The following is a 20,780-nucleotide window of genomic DNA, read 5'->3' on the forward strand; positions in this document are numbered from 1 at the left end:
AGCTGATCTTTTTTGTCCGAACAGCGTTCGGATTAATTTTACAATCTACCATAAATTTAGGTGGTCAACTATCCGGCTAACCACCCCGGTAACGCCGTTAATATGGTATGATTAACTTGTCATTTGATAACTCAGTTGAGTAACCTTCACTTGACGACTCAACCTTTACTAGCAGCTTGAAAAGCCGGGCTAATTGGATTGTTTTTCACCGTTAACCACGATATTACTAATTTTTATGGAGGCTGCATTTTTCATGAATATTAAAGATCTGTACTACTTTCAACGCCTAATTAGTACACAAAGTTACACCCAAACCGCGGCAGACTTTCACGTCAGCCAGCCAACAATTTTCCAAGCCATTAAACGACTCGAGCGCCATTTCCAAACGACGCTTTTTTTCCGTCAAGCGAAGACCAAAGCGTTAGTGTTGACGCCCAGTGGCCAACAATTATTGTTAGCAGCCAACGATATTATTGCGAACTGGCAACACGTTAACGAATCAATTGGTCATTTACGTCAACATACATTACGCTTGGGTATCGAACCCGCCATCAGTGAACACTATTTACCAACCTTAACGAAACCAATCGTTGAAAAGGACTTATTGAATAGTGTGCACACGGTGGAAATGGGGGCTAATCAATTAGTCAAACAAGTGCTCGGCGGTCAATTAGACTTAGCTATCAGTGGTAACTTGGACCAAACACTAGACGAACGGCTCGCGGTCACACCTTTGCGGCCATTTCACTTCAAAATTTTAGCTAGCCCCCATCACAAGCTAGCCCAAATGGATAACCCGACGTTTGAAGACGCGTTACAATCCCCATTTGTGATTTTGAACGCCACTTATTTAAATAAATTAGTGTTCCATCAATTAGCCGAACAACTTTCCATCGAACCACAAGTCATGTTTGAATCCGACAGTAGTTCGCTGATTAGTGGCCTCGTCCGTGAAGACTTAGCACTCGGCTTTGTTTCGGATGTCGGCCAACCCGCTGACGCGGACTTAATTGAAATTCCAATTACCGACGTGCAAGTACCGAGCGTCCACATTAATTTAATTCGACGGGCCCATCAATTTCCAATTGGGCTGTTCAAAGATGTCATGGATATCGTTGAAACAACTTTTAAAAATGATGATGCGACCAACCAAAAAGAAAATAATTAATATAAGTCAAAAAGCATCGCTACCCGATTTCTCAAGTAGCGATGCTTTTTTAGTGATGTTTATGGCGCCGAAGCAACCAAATAATTAGTGCGGTGATTAAGATGAGCCATAACGCATAAGTGGCGACGATAAAAATCAAGTCACCTAAATATAAATTATCCGCTAAAACCAACTCACATCACTACTTTTCCATCAAGTACATCTTCGCTTCATATGGCCGCAACGTGTCCGCCGCATCATCTTCATAATTGCCAATTAACCGCTTAGCACCGTCCGCTAACGCGTCATAATGTCGCGTCTGCGTCTGGTCAGTAAAGTTAGCAATCACTAATAGCTTAGTCGGACCATCCGTCCGCAAGTACGCGTAAACGGCATCATCATCGGCATCGAGCAGTTGATAATCACCAGTCGTAATTACTGGCACCGTATGCCGTAATTTGATAAGTTGTTGATAATAAGCAAAGGTCGAGGCATTATCGGCGGTAGCTTGGGCCGCATTGATGGTCGTGTAATTCGGGTTAACTTGTAGCCACGGTTGACCAGTCGTGAAGCCGGCTTGCGCACTCGTATTCCATTGCATCGGTGTCCGAGCGTTATCCCGGGACATCTTAGCCAAGTAAGTGAGCATCGTATCCGCCGTGACCCGCTGTTCATCGTCAACAAAATGATGGTAGGCATTCAATGATTCCAAATCTTGATAATCACTTAACTGTTTGAAATGGGCACTCGTCATACCAAGTTCTTCACCTTCGTAAACGTAAGGCGTCCCTTGTAACCCATGCAATAACGTCGCCAACATCTTCGCCGAAACTTCACGATATTTAGCAGTATCATTACCAAAACGCGACACAATCCGTGGTTGGTCATGGTTATTCCAATAAAGGCTGTTCCAAGCTGACCCGTGCAACCCAGTTTGCCATTTCGTTAAACTTTGTTTCAAATCGACGAGCTTAACGGGTTGATCATTCCATTTGCCGAGTTCTGGGGCGGGATTACCGTCTAAGCCCATGTGTTCGAATTCAAAGACCATGTTCAATTCATTAGTCGTTAAACCAGCGGATTGCTTGGCATCTGCCACCGTTGCACTCGGGGTTTCGCCGACCGTAATCAAATCATGGCCCGCAAAGACTTGTTGGTGCATTTCTTGTAAGTATTCGCTCAAACGTGGACCGTTAGCAATAATATCACCGACATCCGCGAACGGTTCGCCATTATTAGGCTGACCATCCGCAAAGCTAGTTGGTTTAGAAATCAAATTGATGACGTCTAAACGGAAACCGTCGACACCTTTGTCGACCCAGAAATTCATCATGTCGTAGACGGCTTGCCGCAACTTAGGATTTTCCCAGTTTAAATCCGGTTGTTCGACCGCAAATGAATGCATGTAGTACTGTTGCCGACTTTCAACATATTCCCAAACGGAGCCGCCGAAAAAGCCACCCCAGTTGTTCGGCGCATGTCCATCCACTGGATCACGCCAAATATAATAGTCTGAATAAGGATTGTCTTTACTCTTAGCACTTTCCGTAAACCATTTATTTTGATTAGATGAATGATTGACCACAATATCCATCATAATTTTTAGCCCGCGTTGATGAGCGTTGGCTAACAAGGTTTCAAAGTCAGCCATCGTCCCAAATTCGGGATTAATATCATAATAATCACTAATATCATAGCCGTTATCCACGCCGGGTGAGCGATAAATTGGATTCAACCAAATCACATCGGCCCCTAATTGTTTAATGTAATCTAACCGACTCGTAATCCCAGGTAAATCCCCGATACCGTCACCGTTAGAATCTTGAAACGACCGTGGATACACTTGGTAAACGACCGCTTTTTGCCACCATTGATTCGTTACTGTCACAAAAATCACTCCTCAAAAAATTAATTTATATAAGCCCACACATTACCGAGCAAAATTAATCATTAACCGGCCTCTGGCATCGCTTACAACACTGCCTATTCTACCATTGTGATCCCGATCCGCGCACCCCTGATCCGGAGATTAATTTAATAATATTCACGATATAACACTGTTAATCAGGCCGCTATTGGTTGACGATTTAAATCAGACATGCTATTATCCATTTATTCAAATAACGAACGATAATTCTACTTTCAAGTAACACTTTAGCTGTGCGTCAGGAAGTCGGTGGTTGCTGCGAACCGATCAGGCTAAACGTGATGAAATACGGTAGAAGACGTCCGGGTACGCCCGGCGGATAATAACTAGACCCGTTAACTGCTAGTGAGTGGAGTCGCGTATTGGCGACTCAAGCTGGGTGGTACCACGGTCTAATCAATCGTCCCTGTTGTATATATACAACAGGGACGATTTTTTTATTCATTCAAACAACAAAGGAGTGTTTCACGTGAAACAATCAGAAAACTGGCGGCCGGTCAAATTACCCGAAGCCTTGGCCGTATTAATTATTATGTTAGCAATTATGGGGACCGGCGTTATCAAGTTTGGCTTGTCACCACAAACCCCCGTTATGGTCGTCATTGCCCTCGTTATTTTATGGGCGCGCATTCGCGGCGCCGCCTGGGACGACATCCACGGTGGCATCATCGACGGCATCAAGACCGGGATTATTCCCATCTTTATCTTCTTACTGATTGGCGCTTTAATCAGTGTTTGGATTGCGGCCGGCATTATTCCGTCCATGATGGTCTTTGGATTCAACCTCATCTCCGCACAATGGTTCGTCCCATCCGTCTTTCTAGTTTGTGCCATTATCGGGACTTCGATTGGGAGTGCCTTCACCATTATTTCAACGATTGGGATCGCCCTCTTTGGAATTGGGACGACCATGGGCATCAATCCGGCTTTAATTGCCGGGGCCATTATTTCCGGGGCTATTTTTGGTGATAAGACTTCCCCACTTTCTGATTCAACTAACTTAGCTTCCGCCATCGCGGAAAGTGATCTATTTAGCCATATTCGCAACTTAATCTGGTCGACGATTCCCGCTTTCATCGTCTCATTAGTGCTCTACACGTTTCTAGGAATGGGCGCGGCTACCAGCAGTCACCTGGACAAAATCCAAACGACGCTGGCAGTCTTGCATCAAAACTTTACGATTACTTGGTGGGCCGCCTTACCATTAATCTTGATGCTCGTTTGTGCCTTACGAAAAGTGCCCGCAATTGCCACTTTATTAATGAACATTGGTTTAGCCATCGTCATGATTTTTATCGAAAATCCCCGCACCCCCATTAGTAAAATTGCGACCATGATTGAAAGTGGCTTTGTTGCCAAAACAGGCAATGCCGGTGTTGACCAATTACTCTCGCGTGGTGGCATTGCTGCCATGATGGGCACTGTGTCCCTCATTCTGTTGACATTAGCCTTAGGGGGCTTGTTAATGCAGTTTAACTTGATTCAAACGGCCATGGTGCCACTTGCCAAACGTTTGAACGGGACGGGCACCACCGTTACCGCTGCCATTTTAGCTGGAATTGGCGTCAACATTTTCGTTGGCGAACAATACTTATCCGTTATCTTACCCGGGAAGGCGTTCAAAAAGACTTTTAATGACCAAGGTTTAGCCAATTTGGCGTTGAGTCGCGTCTTAGAAGATGGCGGAACCGTGATTAACTACTTGATTCCTTGGGGCGTTGCCGGGGCCTTTGCTGCTAACACGTTAGGCGTTTCAACCTTAGCTTACTTGCCATTTTGTTTCTTCAGTTTATTATCGCCAATCTTTTCAATTATTAGTGGTTTCACCGGTTGGGGCTTAAAACGCCAAACCCCGGTCACCAATGCAAGCGAAACGGTTCAATAATGTTATTAACTAAACAAAGCCGGCCAAGTGATGGTTCCTACTTGTGATTTTTTCGGCCACCCCGCACAATTGGTAGAAAGAGCTTTTTTACCTGGGAGGGAATACGATGCTAGCATATGGTTATCGAAAATTTGGGGGTCCCGCCGTATTTGAAACACTCACACAGCCAACTTTAACACCCACCGCGAATCAAATCGTGGTCGACACGTTGGCCGTTAATTTGAATGATGAAGATCGCATCGAACGTTTGGGGACCAACGCCGATGTGCCGTTACCGATGATTCCAGGCCATGATGTCGTGGGCCGTGTCAGTGCCGTGGGTAGCGCCGTTACCGATGTCGCACTTGATACGATTGTTGCGGCCCATACAGAACACACGTATGCTGAACAAGTTTGTTTAAATGCTGATCGAGCCGTACCGGTACCCGACGGACTCACGCCAACGCAAGCTGTTAGCGTAATTACCCCGGGAATCACCGCGTATAAAGCCGTCCGCTACTTCGCCGATGTGCAGGCAAATCAGACGGTTATTGTCAAAGGTGCCGCCGGTGGTGTCGGCACCATGGCCGTTCAATTAGCCCAGCGGATGGGCGCGCACGTCATCGCCGTCGCCAGTCAACAACACGCCGACGAAATGGCAGCCCTCGGGGTCCAACAATTCGTCGCCTATGATCACCATAATCCGGCGCATGTCTTGGCCGACCAAGGCGACGTGGTCATTAACGTGGCTTTGAATGGTGTAGACGGCAAGGCCGACTTAGCAATGGCTAAGTTTGACGCGACGATTGCGTCAGTGGCCACGCGCCTACCCGCGACTAGCAAGTCGATTCGGTTCCGCTCGATTCACGAAACCAATGCCATTTCCGATCAGGCTGCATTACAAATGTTATTTAAACTATTAGCAACTGACCAGTTAATCACACAAATTGGCTATCAATTACCATTCACTTTAGACGGCTTTATTCAAGGTCATACTTTATTGGATGAACCCCATGACGGGCGCATTGTGATCGAAAAATAACTTAAAACCCAAACTAAAAACGCCCGCGACCACCGTTTCAAACGGTAGTTAGCGGGCGTTTTGATTTGAACTTTTTTATGATATCGCGGCTGTACTAGTTCCGGTAATTACTTTGATTGGTAACGTATAGCTCGTCTCTAACTGACAATCAGGATCGGCAATTCGTTGTAATAACAGTTCCACCATCAAAGTGACGATATCCGTAATTGGCTGCATAATCGTTGTCAATTCCGGATGATAAGCTTGGATAAAACGGGTGCCATCATAGCCAATAACTTTTAAGGCTTGTGGCACGGCGATGTTCAATTGCTTAGCCGCTTGTAATACCAGCAAGGCGGTTAAATCATCCGTACAGAAAATACCGTCGGGTTGATGCGTTGTTAAGAGCTGCCGGATACGCATCATTTTTAAGGTTGGTGACATTCCAAATGCCAGCGTCCATTGGTCTAACGCCACATCTTTGGCACTCAAAACGGCTTGATAACCACTTAAGCGTTGATTCGTCGGACTATTAGGTTGCTGTTGGCCGGTAATAATTACCGGATGTTGGACGCGCGCAGCCAGCAACGCTTCGCCAGCCGCTTGACCACCACGGTAATTATCAGAACTCACAATCGGAATGTTATCAGACAAGTACCGGTCAAACGAAATAATCGGCAACCCGACTTGATGATACTCTTCAATCCCCAAGTTATGCGCCCCGGCAATAATGCCATCTACCTGGTTTGCCATCAACATGCGCAAATAGTCGCGTTCCTTGGCCTTATCATCGGCGGCGTTACATAAAATCACGCGATAACCTTTACTGAATAACTGATTTTCGAGTTCTTCCACCATTTCACCAAAAAACGGATTACTAACCCCCGAAAAAATCACGCCAATCAGCTTAGTTTGCTTTCCTTGTAAGGAGCGCGCCAGACTATTCGGTTGATAATTCAATTCACGCATCGCGGCATAAACTTTTTGTTTGGTTTTTTCTGAAAGTGAGCCGTAGTTATTGATAACGCGTGAGACCGTCGTGGCAGAAACCCCGGCTACCCGCGCGACATCGGTCAATTTTGTCATTTCAATTCATCAATCCTTGTTTAACGTATCGAGACGCCACCCTTGTACATCAGCAGTTAACTGATCTAGGTTGAGAGCCCAATGCTGACTAGGTGGAAAAATCCGACCAGTCAGTACTTGTTGGCCATCATTCAGGTACAACTCAAAAACACTGTTGTCTAATAACAATTGCCCCGTCAAAGGCTGTCCAGGTTCAATGGCGACCGCCCGCGTCGTCCCATAGTCAGTGGCGACGGGACGACCCGCTAACGCTCGATCAACCACCATTTTACCATGAACCGTGTCAATATTAATAACTAACCCCGTTTGTTGGTCCAAATTGGTGAGAATACTTAACTTACCTTGTTGGTTGGCCGGCACTGTCACCTGTAATTCACTTTGGCGCGGTAGTGCTTGCGTCATTGTTGCCATCGTCAGCGATGCTTGGCGTAATTGCTGATTTTCAACAACCGGCCGTTGCCGCAGTTGGCCGTCCACTAACGTTAGTTCTTTCACGACACTCAAACAATTGGCCCAGTCTTCGACGTCACTCGGATAAGTCGTATCGGGTAGACCAATCCAACTCACGGCTAAAGCCCGCCCATCCGGTGCATTGAACGCTTGGGTGGCATAAACATCAAAGCCGTCATCTAAGTTTTGTAACGGACTAGGATTAACAAACGCCAGGTGATCCCAGTCAAACCGCTCACCAATCACATACGCATTCGGATAAACATTGTCAGTTGCTAATACGGAACCAGCAACGCCTTGGGGGCAAAAAATCAACACCGGCCGCTCATCAATAAATACCAAGTTCGGACACTCAACCATATAGCCCAATTTTTCAGTGCTAAAAGTTAACTCATCTTGATAAGTCCACGGACCGGTCACAACTGGGGCCCGATAAACAACGACGTGGCCCGTCTGATCGTCATATTGTGCCCCGAGCAACGCATAATACATTCCCGCATGTTTTAAAATTTGCGGATCCCGGAAATGTTCCGTAATCCGGGGCGCCGGTTCATTAATTAGTAGTTGTGATAATTTTTCGATGCGGTTATCGGCAGTCATCCACGCCCCATTTTGACGCGGATGCCGCACCCAATCTTGGTCGCGCACGTTACCGGTATACATTAAAAATAGCTGGTCATCGACTGGAATCGCCGAACCAGAATACACCCCCTGCGCATCTAATGGGCTGTCAGCGGTTAACGCTGTGCCCAGATTTTGCCAGTGAACTAAGTCATCAGCCACCAAATGAACCCAACTTTTTAAGCCATGCACGGCGCCATATGGAAATGATTGATAAAACAAATGCCACTGCCCGTTAAAATAAGAAAAACCATTCGGATCATTCAATAGCCCCGTCGTTGGTTGAATATGGTAACCTAAGCGCCACTGAGACTGCTTAATGCGCGTCTTAATCTCATCCAGCCGGGCTTGCGGCCATTGCGTATACGGTTGATACCGCTTAGTAGTCGTCCATTTAATCTTCGTCATAACTTCACTCGCTCCTTTTGTATCCGCTATCATTTGACGCTATTGTAACGAGTCTTAGCCTTAGTGTCAAACGTTTATCATTTTAATAGTTTTATTATCAGTACACCATCTAACAACTTAGTTAAAATAAATTGTCAAACGTTTGACAATTTCAAAAAAGGCTGTATTATTAGAGTCAATAAAACGGTTACATTCCACTTAGGAGGAGAAAATTATGGATCACGCTGCAGTCGCCAATCGGGTTTTAGCTGCGATTGGTAAAAACAATATTGCCGCGGCCGCACATTGCGCCACGCGGCTACGGTTAGTCGTCAAAGATGAAAGTAAGATTGACCAAACGGCTTTAGATAACGATGACGACGTTAAGGGGACTTTTAAGATTGACGGCCAATATCAAGTTATTATTGGCCCCGGCGACGTCAACAAAGTCTATGATCACTTAATTGCCACCACTGGTTTGAAAGAAGTTACGCCGGATGATTTGAAGGCGATTGCCCAAGAAGGTAAACGCCCCAATCCCATCATGGCTTTAGTGAAATTATTATCTGATATTTTTGTACCGCTGATTCCCGCCTTAGTTGCCGGCGGTTTATTGATGGCTTTAAACAACGTCTTAACTTCTAATAATTTGTTCGGCGCCAAATCGATTATCGAAATGTACCCGGGCATGAGTGGTATCGCCGGCATGATCAACATGCTCGCCTCCGCACCCTTTACGTTCATGCCGATTTTAATTGGTTTTTCGGCCACCCGGCGCTTTGGTGGTAATGCCTATCTCGGTGCCAGCATCGGGATGGCGATGGTTATGCCACAACTTGTGAACGGTTACAATGTGGCAGCAACGATTGAAGCCGGCAAGATGACTTATTGGAGCATCTTCGGGTTACACGTCGCTCAAGCGGGTTATCAAGGCCAAGTCTTGCCCGTCTTAGCAGTCGCTTGGATCTTAGCGAACCTCGAAAAATGGCTCCACAAGAAGATGCCGGCAACTTTAGACTTTATTTTCACACCGATGATTGCGGTCATCGTCACTGGTTTCTTAACATTCACGATTGTTGGGCCCTTCATGCGCATCGTTTCAGATGGTTTGACTAATAGCTTAGTTTGGCTTTACAGCACAGCTGGGTTTGTCGGTACGGCCATCTTTGGGACCTTCTATTCCGCAATTGTCGTCACAGGGCTGCATCAAAGCTTCCCAGCAATTGAAACGCAATTATTAACCAACATCGCCAAAACTGGTGGGGACTTTATTTTCCCAATCGCCTCCATGGCTAACGCTGCTCAAGGGGCCGCTTGTTTGGCCGTCTTCTTTATTACGAATAATAAGAAACAAAAAGGTTTAGCTTCATCAGCGGGCCTCTCCGCCCTACTTGGGATTACCGAACCCGCCATCTTCGGGGTGAACTTAAAACTCAAATTCCCATTTTTCTGTGCGATGGGCGCTTCCGGGATTGCCTGCATCTTCATCGGGCTCTTCAAAGTGCTTTCAAGTGCCTTAGGAGCAGCCGGCATCATCGGCTTTATCTCATTACCTGCCAAATCATATTTGCCATTCTTCTTTAGTATTATGGTCAGCATCGTCTTGGCATTTGCCTCAACTTATATTTACGGCAAACGGGTCATGGGTAAAACTAATGACAACTTACAACCCGCTACTGATGCCGTCGCAATCAACAGTACCCCTGCTACTGCGGACACAACTGAAAACAGTGTCGTCGACGAGTTGATTGCCGCTCCGATTGACGGACAAGCGTTACCACTAAGTGACGTCGCTGACCAAGTCTTCTCCGCTGAAATTATGGGTAAAGGGGCCGCCATTAGCCCTAGCGATACGCATGTGTATGCCCCGGCTGATGGTCTAATCACCGTCGCATACGCCACTAAGCACGCCTATGGCATTAAAACCGATGACGGCGCCGAAGTATTGATTCATCTCGGTATCGACACCGTTGATTTAAAAGGTGCGCACTTCGAAGCCAACGTTAAACAAGGCGACCTCGTTAAAAAAGGCGATTTATTAGGCACGTATGATTACCCAGAAATTAAAGCCGCGGGCTACGATCCAACCGTCATGGTCGTCATCACCAACACCTTATCCTATGGCGCCGTTGACCAATTGAGCACCGACACGATCACAGCTGGTGAGAATTTGATTGCCTTAACCGCGCAAACTAAAAATTCAGCCAGTGCAATTTCGATGTAACCGTTCACAAAACGACTCAAGAAGTATATACTTAATTAAAATGTATATACTTTTAAGATAACTATTGGAGGATTTAAATATGACATTAGGTGCAATTGAAGCTGGCGGTACGAAATTCGTCTGTGCCACTGGCAATGAACAAGGGGACGTCTTTGATCGCGTTTCGATTCCAACGACCACACCCGCTGAAACGATGGCGGCCGTCGATGATTACTTTACGACTCATCCAGTTGATGCAATTGGCATCGGCTCATTTGGCCCCATCGGTGTTAATCCTGACACCCCCAAATACGGCTATATTACAACCACGCCCAAACCAGGCTGGGGTGACTTCAACTTTTTAGGCCATTTACAAGCCAAGTTCGACATGCCGCTCTACTGGACCACGGACGTTAATGAAGCCGCTTACGGTGAAGCTGAGATGGGTATCGCTAAAGACGTCCCCAATAGTATTTACATGACGATTGGGACTGGCGTGGGCGCCGGCGTTATTGCCAACAATCGCATTTTCAATGGCCGGACCCATACTGAGTTAGGCCATATGCGGATTAACCGCCTCCCCGGTGACGACTTCAAGAGTGCCTGCCCTTATCACGACATCTGCCTAGAAGGTCTCGCAGCCGGCCCCGCCGTCGGTCAACGGACTGGCAAAGCTGGTAAGGACGTTGCGGCCGATGATCCGGTTTGGGCGATTGTGGCCGATTACATCGCTCAAGCGTGTGTGAACTTAACGGTATCCTTTGCTCCTGATAAGATCATCTTAAACGGTGGCGTAATGAAACAAAAACAACTTTTCCCATTAATTCATGAAAAATTCCAAAGCTATTTAAATGGCTATGAAGAAGTACCCCCATTGGCTGAATACATTGTCCCAGCAGGCTTAGGCGACAATTCTGGCGTAGTTGGTGGTCTCTTATTAGCAAAGTTAGCCCTAACTGAAGCATAAACTTTACATTAACGATACCGGACGTTTACGAGAACTAAGTAAACGTCCGGTATATTAGTAATTGCAACAACAGCATGCAGCACCCCTAGTTTTTCTAGGCTACGTAACCTTGACGTAGCCCTCCTGATTAATGATATCAGGCACCCTTGAGCATCAGTGATTCTAGCCAAATCATTGGTGAGAACACCCCGCGAAGACTACGGTCGCGGGGTGTTTTTGTGTGTTCAACTTGCCGCCTCCAGCCAGATACAACGGCATAGTGGTGCACCCCTAGAGCCAAAAGGCGGTCTCTAGGTCGGTTTCAAGCCTGGAAACCCACCAGTCTCAAAACACGGCGCATGTACTAGGCGGCCCCAAAACACCCGCCAAGAACATCGACACCATGCCGTTGTATCTGGCTTGCGGCTCAAATCTTACTCTAATTAACCAAGCAACCGTAGCTCGGCCGATTTATTCCGCAATGAAGCTTCCTCCGATTGACGGGTAACTCGCTAAAATGAACAACTCACCATAACAATAGCGGCGATTCATCACGGTTTTCACGACTACATCAAAACGGTGCCACGTTTGCTCATTACAAGATCAATTTAGTTGTGAGTTAGTAGCAATGGAAGTTGGATTTTTCCGGACTTACGCTATGAACGCCTTTTGAGACTTGGGTTCTAGGCTCAAAAGCGAGGCCCATGTGCTAGGTAATCAAAAACACTCGCCAAACACATCGACACAGCGCAATTGCTACTAGCTGCCAGCTAAACTGAATAATTTCACTTTTAACAACAAGTCCCGTTTATAACCGGGATTTGTTGTGTTTTAGACGAGCCATGCAATTGAGTACTAGTATCACGGAAGCCGGCTAGCAAGTGTGAACGTGCTGAAGTTGTTCTTAGTCGAGTGATTTTCTCGACTTAGAACAAGGACGTCTTTTGAGACTTGGTTTGTAGGCTCAAAAGCGAGGCTGGCGACCGCACTTTGGCGCCAACCGGTCCCAGCACGAGAACACTTGCTAGCCGGCTGGCCGTCAACGTTTGAAGACATTTATCTCAGACTCAAAAAGACCCGTACAACTGTACGGGTCCCATTTAGGAGTAGGTTAGAATAATACGTTTGCGTGTCATTCTAGGGTTGTAACTTGATCCCGACAAGCTGCGGACACGTCGAAATCAAGTTGGATTATTTAGTTGAAACCGTGTCTTTCAAAGCCACGTCGTTACCGTTTAATTCAATCGTCAATGGTTCCCCACTGACAAGTTCAACCGTCGTGCCTTGTTGGTCAACGTCGACTTTCAAGAGGCGACCACGGAAGTTAACGTGGAATTGATAGTGCGTCCAAGCCTTGGGTACAAATGGCGCAAAGGCCAATTTGTCAGCTTGAACCCGCATGCCAGCGAAGCCTTGGACAATTGCTAACCATGAACCGGTCATGGACGTAATGTGTAAGCCGTCGACCGTGTCATTGTTGTAGTTATCCAAGTCTAAGCGAGCCGTCCGCGCATACATTTCAACCGCTTTGTCTTCATAGTGCAAGTCGGCCGCTAAGATGGCATGTACTGCTGGTGACAAGCTTGATTCATGAACGGTTAATGGTTCGTAGAAATCAAAGTTGGCTTTCTTTTGCGCTTCAGTAAACCGATCCATGAAGTAGTAGATGCCTTGTAAGACATCGGCTTGCTTGATGTATGGTGAGCGTAAAATGTGATCCCATGACCAATGTTGGTTAATTGGTCGTTGATCAGCAGGAATGGAAGAAACTGGCTTGATGTCTTTATCCAAATACGTATCATGTTGCACGAAGATGCCGAGCTTATCGTCGTGTGGTAAGTACATCCGATCGATGATATCTTGCCACTTGGCTAATTCTTCATCACTAACCGCTAAGTCAGCTTGCTTGTCAGCACTAACCTTCTTCAAGCTAGCCAACGTGTATTCTAACGTCCAGCGCGCCATGAAGTTGGTGTACCAGTTGTTATTGACGTTATTTTCATATTCATTTGGTCCGGTGACCCCATGAATCATATATTGTTGCTTACGTTCGGAGAAGTGTACCCGATCAGCCCAGAACCGTGAGATGGCGGTCAAGACGTCGATACCTTTTTCCTTCAAGTAAGTTTCATCGCCCGTATAGCGGGTGTAGTTGAAGATGGCATACGCAATCGAGCCATTCCGATGAATTTCTTCAAAGGTAATTTCCCATTCGTTATGGCATTCAATCCCGTTAAACGTCACCATTGGGTACAACGCACCCTTCAAGCCTTGTTGTTTGGCATTATGGAACGCCCCCGCTAATTGGTTATAACGGTATTCCAACAAGTTTTCAGTGACCTTTGGCTTGGCTAATGACAAGTAGAACGGTACCCCGAAGGCTTCGGTGTCCCAATAAGTAGCACCACCGTATTTTTCACCGGTAAAGCCTTTTGGTCCTAAGTTCAAGCGCTTGTCTTCGCCATAATAGGTTGAGAATAACTGGAATAAGTTGAAACGAATCCCTTGTTGGGCCGCATCGTCACCATCAATGGCGACGTCAGCTTGTTCCCAACGTTGTTTCCAAACATCAACATGCGCTTTCAACAAGTCTTCATAACTTTGCACACTGACTTGTTCGCTTAAGCTAGCTAAGCCGGAACGCAAAGCTGTGATATCTTCGTAATCACGGGAAGTCGTGACGATGACCCGTTTTTCAAAGTTCTTGGTTTCGTCGGCATCTAAAGTACCGCGGAAAATATTCGTAACCGCTTTTTCCGTTTCTGGGGCGTTACTGCCACGAAAATCCGTGACATGCATCATTTGCATCCCAAGGGTAAAGCGGGGGGTGCCGAAGTCGTTTGGCTTCGTTTCCGCAATCATGCTGCCACCCGTGACCGCATGACTCTTGTCGAGCACTTGCCAGAATTGTTCGTCATAGTTGGCATCTTCATTGAAGACGTCAGCATCAATTTGGGAGATGAACCCGATTTGGACAGGTTCGTCACTCAAATTATGCACGCTATAATGAACATCAAATAATTCCTTTTGCGCGACGCTGACAAACCGGTCGATTAAGAATTGCACGCGTTTTTCACCTTTAGTGACGATAAACGAACGACGCAAAACCCCGGTATGCATGTTTAAGTCCAACGTGAAGTCACTCACGTCATCTTTAGCTAAATCAACTTGGTCACCATCAATCGTTAAATTAACTTTAACGAAATTGACCGCGTTGACCACCTTACCAAAATATTCTGGATAGCCATTTTTCCACCAGCCGACCCGGGTCTTGTCCGGATACCAAACACCACCAATGTAGATACCTTTTAACGTATCATTGGAATAGTGTTCTTCAAACATGCCCCGCATCCCCATGTAGCCATTCCCGATGCTGGTCATACTTTCTTGTAGGCGTTTATCCGTTGGAACGAGTTCATGACTGATCACGTGCCAAGGATTAACTTCAAAAATACGTTTCATTACATTACTCCTCCTCGGATCTGATTAACGAACCGCAACTTTAGTTTCTGGATCGAAGAAATGCGCTTTAGTCATTTCAAAAGCCACTTCCACGTTTTCACCAGGATTATGGTAATCCCGGGCATCAACTTGGGCCGTAAACTTAGATTGACCAGCCGTGCAGTAAAGCATACTTTCAGCACCTAAGAATTCAGAAACGACAACTTTGGTGTTGACGATTGAGTTCGGCATTGCTTCTAAGGCAATCCGTTCAGCATGGATATCTTCAGGACGAATCCCAACAATCAATTGTTTTTGATCATAGCCCGCGGCCTTCAAAGCCTTTAATTGGCCTTCTGGTACGGCGACATCCAAGCCTTTACCATCGCTAACCCGACCATCATGCAAGGTGGCGTTGAAGAAGTTCATCGATGGCGACCCCATGAAACCAGCCACGAATTGGTTGATTGGTTCGTTATACAATTGATGCGGCGTCCCAACTTGCATGATCTTCCCATCGTTCATAATAACGATGCGATCAGCCATGGTCATCGCTTCAATTTGATCATGAGTAACATAAATCATGTTAGTCTTTAAGCGTTGGTGCATTTGAGCGATAGTTGTCCGCATGTCAACCCGCAACTTAGCGTCCAAGTTTGATAATGGTTCATCAAGTAAGAACGTCCCGGCATCCCGGACGATAGCCCGCCCTAAAGCGACCCGTTGCCGTTGACCACCAGATAAGTTGGCTGGTTTGCGTTGCAAGTAGTCTTGTAAGCCTAATTGTTCCGCGGCGTTGTCGACCCGTTTCTTGATTTCTTCTTTGCTATAAGTCTTCCGAATTTGTAACCCGAAAGCCATGTTATCAAAGACGGTCATGTTTGGATAAAGCGCATAGGTCTGGAAGACCATCGCAATATCACGGTTTTTTGGTTCAACGTCATTCATGACTTGACCATTCATCTTAAAGTCACCTTTAGAGATGTCTTCCAAACCGGCAATCATCCGTAAAGTCGTTGACTTACCACAGCCAGATGGGCCGATAAAGAAGATAAATTCGCCGTCTTTAATGTCTAAGTTCATATCAGTAACGGAGTATTTGTCGTTACCTTCATACTTTTTGTAAATGTGCTCGAGATTCATTTCAACCATCGAAATCCACTCCCCTATATTCTCGCTTCTAAACTACGTCCTGTTTGCAACTAGTCGCAACCGGTTGCTTTTACTTTTAAAAATTTAAGCTGTTACCAGCTAGTTCGATTGATCGCCAATCTTAGTGGTTGACGTATCAGTCGTGTATTTAATAATGATTGGTTGGGCATTAACGGCTAATTCACCATCAGCCACCGTTACCGTCGTATCGGTTAATAAGTTCTGATAAGTGCCCGCCACTAAGCTCGTCTTGACCGTTGCCACTTGACCACGTAATGGTATCCAAGCGACTAAGCCTTCACCGTTACCTTGATACCGAATTTGTAAAATACCATCATTGGCAATAGCCAATTGATAATCAGCAGCTTGCATTAAAGGCAAGTGTTTGATTGACACTAATTTTTGAATCAAGTCAGTGACATCACCATGTCGGTCACCAACAATGACATCTTTGTCAAATAGTGATGGCGTATGTTCAGCTAAATATTCTTGCCCGGCATAGATCAACGGAATCCCGCGTTGGAGGAAGATCCACGTCAAATTATTTACAGCTTCCACTTCACTATGCATCAAGCTCATCATCCGCGGATTGTCATGATTTTCAATCAAGCGCATCTTGATGTAATTAGCTGGGAATAAGGTATCTTGGCGTTGCAACAAGTCAATATAATCTTGGACCGTTTCTTGTCCTTGCCAATATTTCTTGAAGTCACCGTTCACGTCATAGTCATAAGTCATGTCGAAGGCTTGGAATAATTCGCTATCAGATAAACCGCTGAACCCTTGTGAACGTAATTCATTTAAGAAGCCCGCCCCCGAAGATTCGGCTAACCACAGCGTCCCAGGATGCTTGGCATTAACTTGTTTACGCGCCTCAAGCCAGAAGTCTAATGGGACTAATGGGGCCACATCACAGCGGAATCCGTCCACGAATTGACTCCAGTAAAGTAACGTATCGATTTGATATTGCCATAATTCATGATGGCTATAATCTAAATCTTTAACGTCGCTCCAGTCACCGACCTTGTTACTCAAATTACCGTCAGCATCATGGTAGAACCAATCAGGATGTTCGGTGGCCAGCACTGAATCTGGTGACGTGTGATTGTAGACAATGTCTAACATCACTTTAAGCCCTAATTCATGGGCTTTGGCCGTCAACGCTTTAAAGTCATCGAGCGTCCCGTATTCTGGGTTGATCCCCCGATAATCTTTAATTGCGTATGGTGAGCCTAACGTTCCTTTACGATTTTCTTCACCAATCGGATTAATGGGGAGTAACCATAAGATGTCAGTCCCTAAATCTTTGATGCGTTGCAAATCGTTAGTAACGGCTGCAAATTTGCCAGATTCAGAATAATTACGTACAAACACTGAATAAATCAGTTGATTGCGTAAATTCGTATTCGTATCGCGTGCCATTGATTTTCCTCATTTCTATCTTGATAAATTACATCAAATCCGCTTTGTCGACATCTTTAAACTTGGTCTTTAAGTAGACCCATAACACGACGAAGGCTAAACTCAATGATTGCACCGTTAATTCAATCGTCACGTCAAAGTGGATCAAGCCGATGACCATCGCTAGCAAACTCCCAATCCCCATCATTTCTAACGTGAGGTTAACGGCTTCACGATAGTTGTTGATGTGGGTAATGCGGTTGTGGCGCGATAAGAATAAGAAGACGGCGGCCCCGTTAACTAAGATTAAATTAACCCCGACGATAATTAGGCCTAACGTTAATAACATGAATAACCCAATCATCACTTTGTTACTTTGATACCAAGAGTCCACGATGAAACCATGGGCGTTGGTTTTTAAATTGTGGTTGTTAACATAGCGCGCGTTGAACGTACTACCAACCGACTTAACTTCAAAATTGTTGGCGTGTAAATTGATCACATTTTTGTGACCGGCCATATCGGCGGCTGTTAAGTTAAAACCGGCGATATTCGTTTTATTTTGCGTAATAATTTGGTGCTTAACGTTCGTAAAGCTTTGCCCCGAATAACTCGCGTCTTTCAAGGCTGTTTGCATTGACGAACTCGCCGCCATCTTATTGACTTGCGGTAAAAATGGTTCCAAGTTGAAATTCGTTTGATGATTGTAATAAAACGGAATCGGCATCAACATCACCGCTGTTAAGAAAATAAACAAAACAATGATTTGGAACCAGTTATATTTTGCTCGGTTGACAAACATTCTTCGAGGTGAGAAGAGGCTGCCAAAGAAACGAACGGGAAACGATATTGTGGGTCTTTTTGCGGTTGTCTGCATCTAAATTCACCTCTCCAAAAATTAGTTTTAACCTTTACTCCCACCTGCAAGTAAGCCAGATACGAAGAACCGTTGTAAGTAGAAGAATAAGCATGCAATCGGCAAGGCCACTAAGATAGCACCGGCCGAGAATAAGACGACTTGTTGATTTTGCGCGTTGTTGATGAAGGTTTGTAACCCCACGGCAACGGTGTAATGTGATTCAGACGTCAATAAGAACTTCGCCATCAAGTAATCTTGAACTGGTGACATGAAGGCCCATAACGCTTGAACCGCGATCATTGGTTTAACTAATGGTAAGACGATTGACCAGAAAATCTTGAAATTACCGGCCCCATCCAACTTAGCAGATTCATCCAAGTCGTATGGTACGTTATCGAAGTAACCCTTCATTAACCAAGTGTTTTGTGGAATCCCACCACCAATGTAAATGGCGGTCAAGAACCAGTAATGATCCAACGCATTTAACATGTTAGCTAAAACGTAGTAAGCCGTTAAGGCCGCCATCGTTGGGACCATTTGAATAACGATAAAGAACGTTAAACTGAATTTTTTACCTGCAAACCGGTACCGACTGTAAACGTAACCGGCTAACGTGACAACGATAACTTGAATCACCATACATGAGATCGAAATGACCATCGTGTTCAAATACCAGCTGCCATACAACGTTTGCGTAAACAAATTTTTAAAGTTAACTAAAGTCCATTTACCACTAAAGTCCAAAACGAACGCTTGCACGTTGGCATCTTTGAAGGCGGTGATAAAGGTAATTAGCACCGGATAAATAATGATAATCGCTAAGATCACCATATAGAGGTACGTGAAGAAATGTTTCCAGAAACGATGCCGACGCGCGGTATTTTGTTTGGAGTTCGCATTTTTGGGTGTTGCTACTGCATTTTCCATAACTAGTCCTCCATTTCAAAAGCGTGCGTCTTCTTGAAGACAATCAAGGAAATCCCAATAACTAAGACGGAGATGATCAAGGTAACGGCCGCCGCGAGTGAATATTGTGGCGAAGTCCCAGTGGTCAGCTTGTAAATCCAAGAAATCAAGATATCTGTCCCACCGGCGTTGGCACCGACATCACCGGGCCCACCTTGGTTGAACAGGTAGATCATCGAGAAGTTATTGAAGTTAAACGTATATTGTGTGACAAAGATTGGTGCTGCAATCGCGAAGATGGTTGGTAACGTGATTTTGTTGAACTTTTGCATCACGGTCGCCCCATCCAAAGTAGCGGCTTCATACAAATCTTCAGGAATCGCTTGTAAAATACCTGTAATCATAACGTAGATGTATGGGAACCCTAACCAACCTTGAATCATAATAATGGCAACTTTAGTCCAGAACGTATCCGTCATCCAGTGGATTGGGGCAATGTGGGCAAATGGTACTAAGGTGTTCCATAACCCGATAACTTGCACGTTAATCGCACCAGCGGAATCATTGAAGATGTTTGAGAAACTCATAATTGAAACGAACGCTGGAATCGCCCAAGGGAGTAAGAAGATAACCCCGAATAACCGCTTACCTTTAATGAAGTTTTGGTTGGCGATAACCGCAGTGGCAATCCCAATAATAATTTGTAACGTGGTGGCACAAACGGTCCAGATAACTGTCCAGCCAAAGACCGCGTTAAACGTTGCCCGGTAACTGCTCAAGAAGAACATTTGCGTGAAATTCTTGAAGCCGACCCAGTCCAGTAACATAGCCGGTGGAATATGCGCAAAGTCATAGTTCGTAAAGGCCATCATTAATGTAACGACAACTGGGAAGACGATCGTAAAGATCATCAAGATGTAAGCTGGCGTGGTTAATAAGTAAGCAAAACCACCGTCAAGTAAGCTCGCACCGATTTCCTTAAACGTATGGGAAACTTTCTTCCCATTATTGATCAAAGTGGCAACGTGTTTCGCATCATATAAGTTCGCAATGTAAAATACGATGAAGACTACTGTCAACAGAATTTGTAACGTCCCATAAATCATCATGAACAAGGAGTTATCTTCCATTGAAACCGAACCTAACGAGATCAAGTTCGCAAACGAACTGAACCCGACGGTCACAAATTCAAAAATGAAAGCTAATAAGATAATGATGAAGAGGACACCCTTGATAGTTTGACCGTTATAAAATTGGCCAAGCCCGGGAATGATTGACAGGCGTTGCGCTTTTTTGGCATCTTTTTTCTGCATGTCGGTAGATTGCAAATTTAATCCGAATTTTTGGACAAATTGTTCAGCATAACCTG

The 20,780-nt window shown here is 45.3% G+C and carries 14 protein-coding genes; 5 read left to right on the top strand and 9 right to left on the bottom strand.

Annotated features, from left to right (window positions below):
• Nucleotides 1-253: 253 nt before the first annotated feature.
• Nucleotides 254-1,168 carry a LysR family transcriptional regulator gene (locus DY78_RS03090; RefSeq protein WP_024624921.1) on the top strand — a complete coding sequence of 305 codons (915 nt, stop codon included), beginning with the start codon at nt 254-256 and terminating at the stop codon, nt 1,166-1,168.
• A gap of 181 nt (nt 1,169-1,349) precedes the next feature.
• Here the strand turns inward: DY78_RS03090 and DY78_RS03095 are convergent, their stop codons facing one another.
• Nucleotides 1,350-3,035 (bottom strand): glycoside hydrolase family 13 protein, encoded by a 1,686-nt coding sequence (locus DY78_RS03095; RefSeq protein ID WP_024624922.1) that lies wholly within the window; start codon nt 3,033-3,035, stop codon nt 1,350-1,352.
• A gap of 571 nt (nt 3,036-3,606) precedes the next feature.
• Here DY78_RS03095 and nhaC point away from each other — a divergent pair.
• Both nhaC and DY78_RS03105 read left to right on the top strand, forming a co-directional pair.
• The gene (gene nhaC / locus DY78_RS03100; protein WP_420805679.1) at nt 3,607-4,959 is read left to right on the top strand and encodes a Na+/H+ antiporter NhaC; all 1,353 of its coding nucleotides are present in this window, start codon (nt 3,607-3,609) and stop codon (nt 4,957-4,959) included.
• A gap of 106 nt (nt 4,960-5,065) precedes the next feature.
• Nucleotides 5,066-5,980 (top strand): NADP-dependent oxidoreductase, encoded by a 915-nt coding sequence (locus DY78_RS03105; RefSeq protein ID WP_024624924.1) that lies wholly within the window; start codon nt 5,066-5,068, stop codon nt 5,978-5,980.
• Nucleotides 5,981-6,055: 75 nt separating this feature from the next.
• On the opposite strand, the gene DY78_RS03110 is transcribed toward DY78_RS03105, so the two are convergent.
• Together DY78_RS03110 and DY78_RS03115 are read right to left on the bottom strand one after the other, a co-directional pair.
• Nucleotides 6,056-7,045, bottom strand: coding sequence for a LacI family DNA-binding transcriptional regulator (locus DY78_RS03110; RefSeq protein ID WP_024624925.1), 990 nt, complete (start codon nt 7,043-7,045; stop codon nt 6,056-6,058).
• Nucleotides 7,046-7,054: 9 nt separating this feature from the next.
• Complete coding sequence (locus DY78_RS03115; RefSeq protein WP_029778991.1) at nt 7,055-8,524, bottom strand: sucrose-6-phosphate hydrolase; 1,470 nt, start codon at nt 8,522-8,524, stop codon at nt 7,055-7,057.
• A 214-nt stretch (nt 8,525-8,738) separates the two neighbouring features.
• On the opposite strand from DY78_RS03115, the gene DY78_RS03120 reads away from it, so the two are divergent.
• Together DY78_RS03120 and DY78_RS03125 are read left to right on the top strand one after the other, a co-directional pair.
• Nucleotides 8,739-10,727 (top strand): sucrose-specific PTS transporter subunit IIBC, encoded by a 1,989-nt coding sequence (locus DY78_RS03120; protein WP_024624927.1) that lies wholly within the window; start codon nt 8,739-8,741, stop codon nt 10,725-10,727.
• Nucleotides 10,728-10,806: 79 nt separating this feature from the next.
• The gene (locus DY78_RS03125; protein ID WP_024624928.1) at nt 10,807-11,673 is read left to right on the top strand and encodes a fructokinase; all 867 of its coding nucleotides are present in this window, start codon (nt 10,807-10,809) and stop codon (nt 11,671-11,673) included.
• A 1,170-nt stretch (nt 11,674-12,843) separates the two neighbouring features.
• On the opposite strand, the gene DY78_RS03130 is transcribed toward DY78_RS03125, so the two are convergent.
• The 6 genes from DY78_RS03130 to DY78_RS03155 form a co-directional block, all read right to left on the bottom strand.
• Nucleotides 12,844-15,114 (bottom strand): glycoside hydrolase family 65 protein, encoded by a 2,271-nt coding sequence (locus DY78_RS03130; protein ID WP_033613534.1) that lies wholly within the window; start codon nt 15,112-15,114, stop codon nt 12,844-12,846.
• A gap of 24 nt (nt 15,115-15,138) precedes the next feature.
• On the bottom strand, nt 15,139-16,245 hold the full coding sequence (locus DY78_RS03135; protein ID WP_024624930.1) for an ABC transporter ATP-binding protein: 1,107 nt from the start codon (nt 16,243-16,245) through the stop codon (nt 15,139-15,141).
• Nucleotides 16,246-16,344: 99 nt separating this feature from the next.
• On the bottom strand, nt 16,345-17,667 hold the full coding sequence (locus DY78_RS03140) for an alpha-amylase family glycosyl hydrolase (protein ID WP_024624931.1): 1,323 nt from the start codon (nt 17,665-17,667) through the stop codon (nt 16,345-16,347).
• A 28-nt stretch (nt 17,668-17,695) separates the two neighbouring features.
• On the bottom strand, nt 17,696-18,523 hold the full coding sequence (locus tag DY78_RS03145; RefSeq protein ID WP_024624932.1) for a DUF1189 domain-containing protein: 828 nt from the start codon (nt 18,521-18,523) through the stop codon (nt 17,696-17,698).
• Between the two features lie 27 nt (nt 18,524-18,550).
• Nucleotides 18,551-19,336, bottom strand: a complete 786-nt coding sequence (locus DY78_RS03150; RefSeq protein WP_172643336.1) for a sugar ABC transporter permease — start codon at nt 19,334-19,336, stop codon at nt 18,551-18,553.
• Between the two features lie 98 nt (nt 19,337-19,434).
• Nucleotides 19,435-20,724: a carbohydrate ABC transporter permease gene (locus tag DY78_RS03155; RefSeq protein WP_024624934.1), complete on the bottom strand. Its 1,290-nt coding sequence runs from the start codon at nt 20,722-20,724 to the stop codon at nt 19,435-19,437.
• Nucleotides 20,725-20,780 lie beyond the last annotated feature (56 nt).

Source organism: Lactiplantibacillus fabifermentans DSM 21115, assembly GCF_000498955.2.
In the GTDB taxonomy this organism is placed as follows: domain Bacteria; phylum Bacillota; class Bacilli; order Lactobacillales; family Lactobacillaceae; genus Lactiplantibacillus; species Lactiplantibacillus fabifermentans.

Bases quoted from the DNA above. Each gene is read 5' to 3' on its own strand.
- DY78_RS03120 (WP_024624927.1), top strand. From the start codon at position 8,739: ATGGATCACGCTGCAGTCGCCAATCGGGTTTTAGCTGCGATTGGTAAA.
- DY78_RS03115 (WP_029778991.1), bottom strand. From the start codon at position 8,524: ATGACGAAGATTAAATGGACGACTACTAAGCGGTATCAACCGTATACG.
- DY78_RS03130 (WP_033613534.1), bottom strand. From the start codon at position 15,114: ATGAAACGTATTTTTGAAGTTAATCCTTGGCACGTGATCAGTCATGAA.
- DY78_RS03140 (WP_024624931.1), bottom strand. From the start codon at position 17,667: ATGGCACGCGATACGAATACGAATTTACGCAATCAACTGATTTATTCA.
- DY78_RS03125 (WP_024624928.1), top strand. From the start codon at position 10,807: ATGACATTAGGTGCAATTGAAGCTGGCGGTACGAAATTCGTCTGTGCC.
- DY78_RS03145 (WP_024624932.1), bottom strand. From the start codon at position 18,523: ATGCAGACAACCGCAAAAAGACCCACAATATCGTTTCCCGTTCGTTTC.
- DY78_RS03150 (WP_172643336.1), bottom strand. From the start codon at position 19,336: ATGGTGATCTTAGCGATTATCATTATTTATCCGGTGCTAATTACCTTT.
- DY78_RS03105 (WP_024624924.1), top strand. From the start codon at position 5,066: ATGCTAGCATATGGTTATCGAAAATTTGGGGGTCCCGCCGTATTTGAA.
- DY78_RS03090 (WP_024624921.1), top strand. From the start codon at position 254: ATGAATATTAAAGATCTGTACTACTTTCAACGCCTAATTAGTACACAA.
- DY78_RS03110 (WP_024624925.1), bottom strand. From the start codon at position 7,045: ATGACAAAATTGACCGATGTCGCGCGGGTAGCCGGGGTTTCTGCCACG.
- nhaC (WP_420805679.1), top strand. From the start codon at position 3,607: ATGTTAGCAATTATGGGGACCGGCGTTATCAAGTTTGGCTTGTCACCA.
- DY78_RS03135 (WP_024624930.1), bottom strand. From the start codon at position 16,245: ATGGTTGAAATGAATCTCGAGCACATTTACAAAAAGTATGAAGGTAAC.
- DY78_RS03155 (WP_024624934.1), bottom strand. From the start codon at position 20,724: ATGCAGAAAAAAGATGCCAAAAAAGCGCAACGCCTGTCAATCATTCCC.